This window comes from Clostridium tarantellae (assembly GCF_009295725.1).
Lineage (GTDB): Bacteria > Bacillota > Clostridia > Clostridiales > Clostridiaceae > Sarcina > Sarcina tarantellae.
On sequence record NZ_WHJC01000091.1, the window covers coordinates 1 to 12,140 of the forward strand.

12 protein-coding genes are annotated in these 12,140 nt (G+C 22.6%); 11 read left to right on the plus strand and 1 reads right to left on the minus strand.

Features of this window, described 5'->3' with window-relative positions:
- From GBZ86_RS07770 to GBZ86_RS07810, 9 genes are all read left to right on the plus strand, one after another.
- A partial coding sequence (locus GBZ86_RS07770; protein ID WP_152889368.1) for a glycosyltransferase occupies positions 1–854 on the plus strand: 854 nt, incomplete at its 5' end.
- Between the two features lie 45 nt (positions 855–899).
- Entirely contained in the window at positions 900–2,018 is a 1,119-nt protein-coding gene (locus GBZ86_RS07775) for a polysaccharide pyruvyl transferase family protein (protein WP_152889369.1), read from the plus strand.
- Positions 2,011–3,483 carry a lipid II flippase MurJ gene (locus GBZ86_RS07780; RefSeq protein ID WP_152889371.1) on the plus strand — a complete coding sequence of 491 codons (1,473 nt, stop codon included), beginning with the start codon at positions 2,011–2,013 and terminating at the stop codon, positions 3,481–3,483. The genes GBZ86_RS07775 and GBZ86_RS07780 overlap by 8 nt, the downstream gene beginning before the upstream one ends.
- An 84-nt stretch (positions 3,484–3,567) precedes the next feature.
- A complete protein-coding gene (locus GBZ86_RS07785; RefSeq protein WP_170272184.1) occupies positions 3,568–4,785 on the plus strand; it encodes a nucleotidyltransferase domain-containing protein in 1,218 nt (405 codons plus the stop codon).
- A gap of 69 nt (positions 4,786–4,854) precedes the next feature.
- The gene (locus GBZ86_RS07790) at positions 4,855–5,415 is read left to right on the plus strand and encodes a hypothetical protein (protein ID WP_152889375.1); all 561 of its coding nucleotides are present in this window, start codon (positions 4,855–4,857) and stop codon (positions 5,413–5,415) included.
- 22 nt (positions 5,416–5,437) lie between these two features.
- Complete coding sequence (locus GBZ86_RS07795; RefSeq protein ID WP_152889377.1) at positions 5,438–6,070, plus strand: class D sortase; 633 nt, start codon at positions 5,438–5,440, stop codon at positions 6,068–6,070.
- A 10-nt stretch (positions 6,071–6,080) separates the two neighbouring features.
- On the plus strand, positions 6,081–6,974 hold the full coding sequence (locus GBZ86_RS07800) for a hypothetical protein (RefSeq protein WP_152889379.1): 894 nt from the start codon (positions 6,081–6,083) through the stop codon (positions 6,972–6,974).
- 120 nt (positions 6,975–7,094) lie between these two features.
- Positions 7,095–7,364: a hypothetical protein gene (locus GBZ86_RS07805; protein WP_152889381.1), complete on the plus strand. Its 270-nt coding sequence runs from the start codon at positions 7,095–7,097 to the stop codon at positions 7,362–7,364.
- Positions 7,365–7,540: 176 nt separating this feature from the next.
- Positions 7,541–8,449 carry a phosphoenolpyruvate carboxykinase (ATP) gene (locus GBZ86_RS07810; protein ID WP_152889383.1) on the plus strand — a complete coding sequence of 303 codons (909 nt, stop codon included), beginning with the start codon at positions 7,541–7,543 and terminating at the stop codon, positions 8,447–8,449.
- 150 nt (positions 8,450–8,599) lie between these two features.
- Here GBZ86_RS07810 and GBZ86_RS07815 read toward each other — a convergent pair whose 3' ends face one another.
- Positions 8,600–10,306 (minus strand): ABC transporter ATP-binding protein, encoded by a 1,707-nt coding sequence (locus GBZ86_RS07815; RefSeq protein WP_170272185.1) that lies wholly within the window; start codon positions 10,304–10,306, stop codon positions 8,600–8,602.
- 202 nt (positions 10,307–10,508) lie between these two features.
- On the opposite strand from GBZ86_RS07815, the gene GBZ86_RS07820 reads away from it, so the two are divergent.
- Entirely contained in the window at positions 10,509–11,138 is a 630-nt protein-coding gene (locus GBZ86_RS07820) for a hypothetical protein (protein ID WP_152889386.1), read from the plus strand.
- Positions 11,139–11,250: 112 nt separating this feature from the next.
- Entirely contained in the window at positions 11,251–11,850 is a 600-nt protein-coding gene (locus GBZ86_RS07825; protein ID WP_152889388.1) for a hypothetical protein, read from the plus strand.
- The last annotated feature ends 290 nt before the right edge of the window (positions 11,851–12,140 follow it).

The window sequence follows — 12,140 nt, forward strand, 5'->3', positions numbered from 1 at the left end:
ATTGTAGTGATATGAGTTGTATATTATTAGCTGCTTTTATATGTAAAATACCTATTAGAATAGTACATTCTCATAATTCTTTTTCACTTTATTGGAATAAAAAGACCTTTTCTAATAAAGCTAAATTAGCATATTTTTTAAATAAATTAAGTATAAGATTATTTGCTACTAATAAATTAGGGTGTAGCAAAGAAGCTTGTAAAACTATGTATGGGGATAAAGCATTCAAAGATAAAAGAACAAAAGTTATTTTTAATGGTATAGATTTAGATAAATTTAACAGTAAAAATTTTATTATGTATGAAGTTAAGAAAAAATATAATATAAATAATGAAAAAATAAATTTTATAAATGTAGCAAGGTTTGATGAATCAAAAAATCAAATATTTTTAGTAGATGTTTTTAATAAATTATATAGTATAAGAAAGGATATTAATTTAATTTTTATAGGATATGGTGAATTGGAAAATCAGATAAAAAAGAGAGTAATAGAATTAAATTTAGAAAAAAGCATTTCTTTTTTACCTCATAATAGTAATATACCAGAAATTTTATCAGCTATGGATTATTTTTTATTGCCATCTATTTATGAAGGGTTAGGAATTGTCTTAATAGAAGCTCAAGCAATGGGGTTACCTTGTTTTGTATCTGATTGTGTACCAAGAGAATCACAAATTGGGCTTTGTAGTTATATCCCATTAGAAATAGGAGTTATTGGGTGGGCGAAATATATAAATAAATATATAAATGATAATATTAAAAGAACTGTAGATATAGATAAATTAAGTAAATATGATATAAAAAATACGGTTAAAGAACTTGAAAAAATATATAACAATAATGAATTATTTTAAAGGTTAAAAATTTATTGCTTACTTAGAATATTAAAAGAGGTGAGTATGAATAAAGTAATTATTTATGCATATACAAAGATGAATTTAGGAGATGATTTATTTATTAAAATATTATGTGAGAGATATGGTAATACTAAGTTTTTCTTATATGCACCTAAGATTTATAAAGAAATATTTAAAAATACAAAAAACTTAATCTGTTATTCTTCAGAAAATATTTTATATAGAAGTATAAATTTTATTGGAAGAAAATTTAAAGTTCATAATTTTATAGAACAATGTTTAAGTGAAAAAGCAAAAATTGCTGTAAATATTGGAGGATCTTTATTTATACAAGGGCAAAACTGGGAACAATATTTTAAATATATAAAAAGCTTAAAAAGAAAAGGACAACCTTTTTACTTATTAGGAGTTAATTTTGGCCCCTTTAAAGATGATAAGTATTATAAAAAACATAAAGAGCTTTTTAAAGAATATGAGGATATCTGCTTTAGAGAAAAATATTCTTATAAGTTATTTAAAGATTTGCCTAATACAAGGATAGCACCAGATATAGTTTTTAATATTAAAAATAAAAATGTTAAGGAAGAAAATAAAGCTATTATCTCAGTAATAAAACCTTCCTATAGAAAAAATTTAAAAGGATTTGATGAAGTTTATTATAACAAGCTTAAAGATATATGCTACAAATTTATGGATGAAGGAATAAAGGTTATATTAATGTCTTTTTGTAAGTTAGAAGGAGATGAAGAGGGCATAGAAAATATAGTTAATAAGTTTCCTAAAGAGTATAAAGAGAAAGTAAAAATATATAAGTATAATACTAATATTGATGAAGCTATAGAAGTAATAAAAAGTAGCAAATTTATTATAGCAAGTAGGTTTCATGCTATGATTTTAGGTTTTGCCTTAAAGAAAAAAGTTTTTCCAATAATATATAGTAACAAAATGAAAAATGTTTTAGAGGATATAAATTTTAATAATGAATATGTATTTATTAAAAATATGGAGCTTCTTAATACAAGTTTATTATTAAATAATTTGAAATATAATTATGTAAATGTTAAAAAAATAAATAATAAGGAAAAGCATTTTGAAAAATTAGATTTAGAATTAAATAATAAATTGAAAATATATGAAAGTAGGATAGAAGAGTATGAATAATAAAAAAGCTATTAATCAATTAAGTATTATGATATTTATTACTATTATTACTCAAATATTCATGCTTTTAAAAGGTTCAGTTATAGCATCTAAGTTTGGCGTAAGCATAGAGTTAGATGCTTTTAATTTTGCAAACAGTATAACAACGGTTATTTATAGTTTTATAGGCACAGGAATTTCTACAATATTAATACCTAATTTAGTTGAAGACTATAGAAAAAAATCTATAAATATATTTATTACGGTTTTATATAGTATATCTTTTTTTCTTTTAATAATTATGTTTATATTTAGAAAAAATATAATACAGATTTTAAGTGCTTCAACAGATAGTTATTTTTTGTTAACCTGTTCAAATATATTTATTTCAACATTAATATCAGGCTTTTTAAATTCATTATTAGGGCTTGTTAATGCTGTATTGCAGTATAAAGGTGAATTTAATAGATTAAAAATAATTTCTTTAGTGACAATAATTATTATATTTTTATCACTATTATTAGGTAATAATGTGGATATATATTATTATACTATAGTTATACTTATAACAACTATTATAAGTACTATAGTACATTTATACTTATTAAAGAGAAGTGGATTTAGATATAGTATTGATTTTAATATAAAGGAACCTTTTTTTAGAAAAATGATTATTTTATTTATTCCAACAGTATTAAGTACAGGGATTTATCAAATTTCTTTAATAATAGATAGTGTAATTTCATCTAGATTAGGGGTAGGGCAAATATCTATATTGAATTATTCTAATACAATTATTGGAATGATAAATATATTATTTTTAGGAAATATATCATCTTTCATGTATCCTAGATTAATTAATACTTGTAGAGGGAATAAATGTCAAAAAAAACTAAGTGAGTATATTATATTAATAAATACCTTGATGTGCTTTGTAGTTTCTTTATTTTTTGTTTTAGGAAAAGAAGCAATAAAAATGTTGTATGAACGAGGAAACTTTACCAATGATAATACTAAAATAGTATATATATGTGCAATAATCTATATATTAGCATTACCTACAAATGCAATTAGAGATTTAATTTATAAATATTTTTATATAAATAATGATACTTATACTCCTTTTAAGAATAGCATAATAGTAAGTATTTTAAATATAAGTATAAGTTTAATTCTTTCTAAATTTATTGGTATATATGGAATAGTTTTAGGTACTGTAATGACTTCATATATTAGTTTACTATGCATAATTATTAGATTTAAAAAAAAATTTACTTTTAAATTTGATAAGATGATTTTTATTAAAGAAAATTTAAAAATTTTTATTATTGCATTAATAAGTAGTTTCAGTTTTATATTTATTAAAAGTATGATTTCAATAAACAATATAATTTTAATAAGTATATTGTTTACAATAGGAATATTTATTTTATGGATAGCATTAATAAAATTAATGAAAAGTATTGTAATCAATATAAAATTATAGACTCAATAATATTGTTGTTTTTATTTATAAATTTTTTATGAATAATTTTAACGTAACAAAATAATTAATATGGAGAAAGAATTTATGGATTATATACAAGAACAATTTATAAAGATTTTATCACTAGCTATACATGGGAAAAAGATAGATAACACTTTAGTAGATGAAAAAATGGAATGGGATAAAATTTTTGAAGAAGCAACAGCTCATAATGTAAGAGGTCTTATATATTCAGCTTTGGATAAATCCATAATAGATACTATTGATAAAGATTTAGTTGATAAATTTAAAAAATGTACATTTGTTGAAGGAGTATATCAAGTAAATCATATAAAACAAATGGGTAGAATTTTTAATATATTTAATAGACAAAACATAGAAGTAATAGCTCTTAAAGGACTTGTAGTTAGAAGGTATTATGCAAGACCAGAACTAAGAACTATGTGTGATGGAGATATATTAGTAAAGAAAGAAGATTTATTAAAAGTAAAAAAAATATTAGAAGAGTTTGAATATGAAGATGAAGGGGGAGAAATAAATCATTTAACCTTTAAACATAAATTTTATTTTTCTATAGAAGTTCATTGGTCCATTACAAATGAAGAATATTTCAAAGGAAATAAAGAATTTTTTGATAAAGTTATATGGCAAAATACCCAAATAACTAATGTGGGGGGAAGTTGTGTTAATGAGTTAACCTTAGAATTTTTAATAGTTTATTTATGTATGCATATGGCTACTCATTGTAGTTATTGTGGCTTTGGAATAAGACAAATTACAGATTTAGTTTTAGTTATAGAAAATGAGAAGGATGCTATAGATTGGAATATTACTTTTGAATTAGCTAGATTATGCAAATTAGAAAAATTTATGAGCATAATTTTAAATGTCTGTGAAAAGTTATTTAATTTTAAATTACCATATGATATTAAAAGTTTAAATAAAAAAGAAGAAAAAAATATAAAAATATTTATGGAAGAAATATTTTCTAATGGAGTTTTTGGAAAAAGAGATAGAAGCAAAATTTTAGTAAAGCAAATAAACTTTAAAAATAAAGAAAATAATGAATCATATATTATAAAAGAAATAATTTTTTTGATTTTTCCAAGTAGAAAGAAGCTTACAAATAAATATAACTATGCCAAAAAAAATTTTCTGCTTTTACCAGTAGCCTGGATTCATCATTTGATTTCAGGTATTTTTAATAAAGATTATGAAGTAAAGGATAAATTTAAATGTGCTATATATGCTATGAAAATAGCAAAGAAAAAAAATAAATTAATTAATTGGTTAGAATTATAAAATTAAAGTGTCACTAATAAATATAGAAATCATAAAATAATATGTAAAAATAAATGGAGGAGACGAAAAATGAAGACTTTATTTAAGACCATATTACTTTTTACTATTTTTATATTTTCTATAGGATCTTTAAATATAGTTAATGCAAAGTCTGCTGAATCTAGTAAATCAGAAGAATTAGCAGCTGCCATAAGGTCTTTAGGTGCTATAAGCGAAGAAGAAATTGGTAATATAATAGCTTGTATACAAAGCATAAATATATCACAACAGGGAGAAGCAAGAATTTTTAGAAATTTACAAAAAGCTAAAGAGCTTATTAAAGAAGAAAAAGATTTAAGTAAATTACCAATAAGATATAAAAGTAAATTAAAAACAGTAGCTAAAAATATGGCTATTGCTGTAGGAACAAGGGTAGCTTTTCAAGATGATGTTAATGGAGTAACAACTATTTTAATAAAAAATCAAAAAAATAAAATTATAGCTACTGTAAATACAAAGCAAATAAAATCTTTTGTTACTAATTTTAGTATGGAAAAGATAGAAAATATAATTAATTTAGCAATAGAAGTTTCTAGAGAAGAATATGAAAAGCCAGTTAAATTTCTTCCTATAGAAGGAGTAATGAAATAATTTTTAAATTAGGAGGAATTATATGAAAAATTATAATATAAATTTCTCCAAACTAATTAAAAATTGGGGGATTACTTTAGTAATCCCTATTTTTATGTTAGTTATTGGAGCAATTAGCATATTTCTAATAGGTGGAGAAAAACTTAAAGATATAATGGCAATAGGTGATATTTTATTTTGGAGTAATGAAGAAATTATAGGAGAAAAGAATTTTTTAGTTGGAGAAAAGGAAATGAAAAGACCTTCTATAGGTGATGAATTTGGAAAACTTATTATACCAGAGTTGAATTTTAATAAACCTATATTTCATGGAGATGGAGATGAACAGCTTCAACTGGGGATAGGACATTTTGCAGGTAGTTCTATTCCAGGAGAAGACGGAAATTTTATACTTACAGGTAAAAGACAAACAACTTTAAAAGAGATTAAAAATTTAAAAGTTGGACAAGTAGTTATATTTGAAGGTGAATATGGAACTTTTAAATATGTAGTAAAAGAAATAAAGGTAGTAAAACCTAATGCTACTATTGCAACTAAAGTTACCAATTATGAAAGACTAACTTTGTATACTGGTTATCCTTTTGAATCTATAGGAAAAGCTTCTGAAAGAATAGTGATAATTTGTAATTTTATAGAAAGTAGTTGGAAGGAGTAAAAAGATAAAAATGAAATATTTAAAATCAATTTTAAGTTTTATTTTAAGCTTTCTTCTTATGTTTTCATTAGTTTTAACTAGTTTAATTATGTTTGTTAAGTTTATAGTTTTAAATAAAGAAGTTTATGTAGATATAATTGAAAAAAATAATATAAGCTCTAAAATTCATAAATCATTAAAAGATAATTTAGAATATAAAATGATCAGTGAAAATCTACCAGTAGAATTAGTAAAAGAACTTATAAAAGAGGAAGAAATAAAAGAGGATTTTTTATTAGAAATAACAGAAATAGTTTCTTATTTTTCAACAGGAATAAATAATATAAAACCAATTTCTGTAGAAAAATATGAGAGTAGATTAAATAAAAACGTAGAAAATTATATTAATAAAAATACAATCAATATAAGTGAAAAAGATAAAAAAATATTAGAAAATATTATAAAGGAAAGTTCTAAAATAATTAGTAATAAAATAGAATTAATAGAGTCTAATTTATTATCCCAATCTTTAAAAATATCTAAACTCTCAAAAATTTTAATTTTTTTAGTTTCTAGGCTATATATTATCTCAATTATTATTTCAATTATTATTATTTTAATTTTAGTATTGTTATGGAATAAAAAAATTATAAATAGTATGCAATGGATATCTTATGGCTTTTTCACATCAGGATTATTCATGGGTAGTGTATTTTTATTTGGAAAACAAACTAAATTTTATGAAAATATAATAATATCTAATGATTATTTAAAAGAGCTAATAATAGCTTTAATGAATATTTATTTATTAAAAATTTCATATATAGCAACAACATTAATTATTATAGGAGTAGCTTTAATAATACCAAAATTAATAAAAGATTTTAAAAATAGTAAAGTTTTAATAAATAAAAATAATAGTTAATACAGTTAATTTGGTTATTAAATTTTATATGTATAAACTAAAGACTATAAAATGGTAATAAAATGTTAATATATAAAATTTATATATATTAAAATTTATTATTTTAAGGAGTGAAATTTTATGAAAAAAACTTGGGGAAATCCAAACATATCTGTTTTAGGCATTGAAGAAACTGAAGTACTAATTAGATATGCAGAGTGTCATGGACATAAAGCAATTACAGGTGACTTCATACCATGTAAAAAACCAGGAGGATCATCTAGATATGATGAAGGTGGTGTAAAGTTTGAAACTGATGGTAATATAGAGTATAGGGAGTGGCGTACAACTCATACTAATACTTGTGGTGGTGGAGATCCTAGAAATGTAATTATTCAATTATTTTCTTAGTTTACAACTTTATAATTTTAGCATAATGTAGAAATATTAAAAGGCAGATGCTTGATACCTTAAATAAGGTATTAAACATCTGCTTATTTAAAATTAAATAGATAAATATTTTTATTTTCTATCATTAAAAATAGTAAAAGATAATATATTAAAAAATATATTATTTAGGAGATTAAATGGAAAAATATTATTATAAAATTTATGGGTTGAAAATTAAATCAGAAGTTAAAATGGAAGAATTAACTGTTATAGATAAAGACATTAATGAAAATATAGATGTAAATATTACATATGGAATAATACCTAAAGATATAATAGGTAAAATAGAAAAAGGATATTTATGTCATATGGAAAGAAAATTTTTAGTGTTTTGTATACCTAATGTTGCAAAATATTATGTGAGTTATGGAAAAAATATAATAATAGAAGTTGAAAAAAATGCAGATGAACAAAAAGTAAAAACTTTTTTATTAGGAACTTCCTTTGGTATGTTACTTTATCAAAGAGATACAGTGGCCATACATGGAGGAGCTATTGTATTAAATGAAAAGGTTATGGTTATAACAGGTAATCAAGGAGCAGGAAAGTCTACTTTAACTAATGCTTTTAGAAGTAATGGATGTAAATTTATGGCGGATGATGTATCCGTTGTAACTGTTAAAGAAGAAAAAATATTAATAGAGTCTGCATATGGTCAACAAAAGCTTTGTAAAGATACAATGGAAAAATTAAATTTTAATAAAAATAATTTTAATTTAATTGATGAAGGAAGAGAAAAATTTCTTATATCAGTTAAGGATAATTTTCAAAGTAAGGCATTGGATTTAGGAGTTATTTGTTTATTAGAGGTTAGTGATACGGACAAAGTTTTTCTTGAAGAAATAAAAGGATGCAAAAAGCTTGAGATTTTTCTAGACAATATATATAGAATGGAGATATTTGGCTGTATTGGACTCTCAAAAGAATATTTAAAAAAGTGTTTAAACATAGTAGAAAATATTCCTATGTTTAAAATAATACGACCTAAAGATAAGTTTACTATTAATGAACAAATAAATTTAATAAAAGAACTAAAATATAGATAAATAATAAGATTTTTTATTTATATTTTAAAAAGAGGAGCATTAATAATGATAATATTATTAATGCTCCATTTTATTGCTATTAGTTATTATTAAATTAAAAATTTTATATTTTTTAAGGATGAAACATATTGTGGAAAAATTTACATATTATTATAACTTGTCTAAAGCAGTTTCATAGGTTATTTTTTCAATAGAATAACTATTTATTTCATTTAATTTTCCTTTTTCAAGTTTAAATATTTTATCACATATGCTAAGAGCTGTAGGTCTATGAGTTATTATTATACATATAGGTTTATGAGGTAAATTTTTTACTGATTGTAATACTTTTATTTCTGTTTCTTCATCAAGAGAAGAAGTAGATTCATCTAATATAAGTATAGGTTTTTTTCTTAAAAATGCTCTAGCTATAGCTAATCTTTGACATTGTCCTTCAGATAATCCACTTCCTTTTTCATTAATAGAGGTTTCTAGTCCTTTTTCTAATTCTTTTATAAAATCTAAGGCACAGGCATATTTTAAAGAGTTAAATAGATCCTCTTCACAAAAATTATTATTTCCATAAACTATATTTTCTTTAATAGTTCCTGAAAACAAGGTGTTTCCTTGTGGTACATAAGAGATAAGGTTTCTATAATTATTATTTATGAAAGTATTTTCCTTATCTATTAGGCATAATTCCCCTTTAGTAGGTTTTATTAAAGAAAGTAATAGTCTAATTATAGTAGTTTTACCTTCACCAGAAGGTCCTATAAGAGCTATGCTTTCTCCATTATTAACTTTAAAAGATATATCTTTTAATACAGGTGTATTTTCATTATAAGAAAAGCTTATATTTTTAAATTCAATATTTGCATTAAAAACTTTTTTTATAATATTAGCTTCATTTAAATTTTCTAAGGACATTTCTTCTATTTCCATTAATCTTTCAGTAGCTGATAATACACCAATAAATTGAGGAAATATACCTGCAATACCTGTAATAGGTCCTTGTACATTATTAAATAATTGAAGAAGTGCTGTGAAAGTTCCAAAAGTACTAGTTCCTCTAGCTAAATTAAATATACCCCAAGAAAATACAATAAAGTATCCAAAGAAAGAGGTTAAACTTAGGGATAAACTAGAGCAAGTTCCTACTAAAGAAGATTTTAAGGAAATATTTAATGCTGATCTTTGTAGATATTGCAATTTATTTATATTTGATTTTTCCATACAGAAGCTTTTTACAATCATTATATTTTGAATAGCTTCTTGAATAAAGGTTTTATATTTTACTTGAATTTGGTGGGTTTCATTATTTAATTTTTTCATTTTTAATCCAAAGATTTTAGCTAAAAAAATACCAATAGGTAAGACTAGCATAGCAGGAATTACAATAGTTGCATTAAAAGATAATAAGGTTATAAATGAAGAAATAAGTAAAACACATACAGAGATAATACTAGGTATAGTAACTACTAACATATTTGTAACAGTACCTGAATCATTGCCTATTCTAGTTAGTAAATTCATACTATGATATTTAGAGTGTTCACTCCATTCAGCATAGGTTACGTGTGAGAATAATTCAGTTTGTATTTTATTAGAAATTCTATAAGAGCAAAAAGTACCTAAGAATGAAGAGGCTATGCCTAATAAAGTTTGTATGCCGAAAATAGTTACCATAATAAAAAGCCATTTCAATATTAAATTTATTTGTCCTGAGGTGGTAGAATCTACTAGAGATTTTGAAACTAAAGTACTATAAACTCCTATTATAGATAAAACAGATTCAATAAGAATTATTAAAAATAAAAGGAATACTGCACCTTTAGCATGACTTAGTATCCAAATAATTTTCTTTAAGTTTTTGTTCATCATTGAACTCCTTTTATTGGTTTATAAAATAAATATATAAGTTTAATATTTTAAAAATGACAATTTCTTAGTTTTTAACAATTGAAAAAGAATCTAACTTGTAATACAATATAGTAAACAAGAGTACATTGCATTACAAGTTAGATATTTTTTTGTGTAGACTAAGTTGTAATACAATATAGAGTGAAAGGAGTGAAAGGTTATGACTAAAGATGAAAAAAAATATCATAAAGAACTTTATAAAAAATTAGATCCAGATTACAAAGAAGTTTATGGAGATTTAACAATTAGACTTTCTTATGCAACATTTTGTAGCATTAATGCTGAAGAAATATTAATTGATGTTTTAGAAATGTTTTATAATCATCAGCTTATGGGAGAGCCTGTAGAAAAAGTAGTAGGAAAAAATAAAGAGATATTTTTTAATGAGATAATAAAATCATATTATGAAGAAAAGGTAAATAAATTATCATTAATAAAAAATATAGTTTGGATAAGTACATTATTTACTAGTGGATGTATGATATTATCTTTTATGCAAAAGAGCACAACTATTTTAACTTTAGTAGCTATGCCTATAGGATTTTTATTAACTTTAATAGGGTACTTTGTTAATAGATATGTTAATAATAGAATTTTAAGATACATTCTTACTTATGGTACCATAGGAATCTTTATGACTTATTTGGTAAATTTAATGAAAGAGTATAAAAGTCTATATCCTCTTTCTAAGTTTAACTTTATTATAGTAATATTAATACTTATTATAATAACTATTTTAAGTATTAAGAAAAACTATGCAGATTATTCAAAAAATCAAAATAATAATTAATTGAAAGTTATATGAGAGCTTATTATTTATTTAATAAAAGAATAAAACATGCAATATTAAATAATATAGAAACATAGATATAAATTGATTATTGTGGGAGAGTGATTTCAAAATGATGACAAAAGCTGAAAGAAAGTATTATAATGAACATTATAACAAATTGAATTTAAATTATATGAAAGTTTATAATATGTTTTTAAGAAGATTACCTTATGTTATATTAGATAATAAAGATTTGGTAGATATAAAATTAGATGTTTTAGAAATGTTTTATAGAAATCAAAATATTGGTAAGACTGTAGAAGAAGTTATTGGACAAAATAAAGAAGAATTTTTTAAAGAAGTTATAAATTCTTATTGTGAAAATACATTAATATTAAATATAATAAAAAGCATTTTAAGAATAGGATTAATGATATCTTTAGTTTATATAATATGTGGATTATTTGTAGAAAGAAATAGTGGATTAATATTGTGTTCTATACCATTAGGAATTTTAACAAGTTTATTTATGTATTTAGTTATTAGATATGTTAAAAATGATGCAATTGGAGGTGGATTAAATGGAATAATTGGCATGAGTGTTCCTACTGAATGTTACAAGTTATCTGAAATTAATGAAAGTGTATATACATTTCCAACTTACATAATAATATTATTAATAATGACCTTATCAACAATAATATTTTGTTTATATAAAAAAAAGAAATAAGGTGAATTTTATGGCAGATAAAACTCAAATGCTTAAAGGAGTAATGGAAGGAGCAACTAAATAGTTGTTAAAAATATAGACAAATGTGTAAATATATAGTCAAATATATTTTTGATAAAAAGCTCCCTACGTTCGTAAAGAGCGTAGAGTGGTAGATAGATTTTACCTAAAACTCCTTTAACTGCTGGAAGTTCCTAAAGCTACATTAACTACAACGTAAGGATGAAATAAGCCTAAGCGTGAATGTTACGAAAGTATAAAAAATAATGTAGATGGTGCAAGGTTAAATC

What these genes read in the sequence shown, in the direction of transcription:
- GBZ86_RS07825 (WP_152889388.1), top strand. Translation starts at nt 11,251, where the DNA reads ATGATGACAAAAGCTGAAAGAAAGTATTATAATGAACATTATAACAAA.
- GBZ86_RS07775 (WP_152889369.1), top strand. Translation starts at nt 900, where the DNA reads ATGAATAAAGTAATTATTTATGCATATACAAAGATGAATTTAGGAGAT.
- GBZ86_RS07820 (WP_152889386.1), top strand. Translation starts at nt 10,509, where the DNA reads ATGACTAAAGATGAAAAAAAATATCATAAAGAACTTTATAAAAAATTA.
- GBZ86_RS07790 (WP_152889375.1), top strand. Translation starts at nt 4,855, where the DNA reads ATGAAGACTTTATTTAAGACCATATTACTTTTTACTATTTTTATATTT.
- GBZ86_RS07815 (WP_170272185.1), bottom strand. Translation starts at nt 10,306, where the DNA reads ATGAACAAAAACTTAAAGAAAATTATTTGGATACTAAGTCATGCTAAA.
- GBZ86_RS07805 (WP_152889381.1), top strand. Translation starts at nt 7,095, where the DNA reads ATGAAAAAAACTTGGGGAAATCCAAACATATCTGTTTTAGGCATTGAA.
- GBZ86_RS07780 (WP_152889371.1), top strand. Translation starts at nt 2,011, where the DNA reads ATGAATAATAAAAAAGCTATTAATCAATTAAGTATTATGATATTTATT.
- GBZ86_RS07800 (WP_152889379.1), top strand. Translation starts at nt 6,081, where the DNA reads ATGAAATATTTAAAATCAATTTTAAGTTTTATTTTAAGCTTTCTTCTT.
- GBZ86_RS07795 (WP_152889377.1), top strand. Translation starts at nt 5,438, where the DNA reads ATGAAAAATTATAATATAAATTTCTCCAAACTAATTAAAAATTGGGGG.
- GBZ86_RS07785 (WP_170272184.1), top strand. Translation starts at nt 3,568, where the DNA reads ATGGATTATATACAAGAACAATTTATAAAGATTTTATCACTAGCTATA.
- GBZ86_RS07810 (WP_152889383.1), top strand. Translation starts at nt 7,541, where the DNA reads ATGGAAAAATATTATTATAAAATTTATGGGTTGAAAATTAAATCAGAA.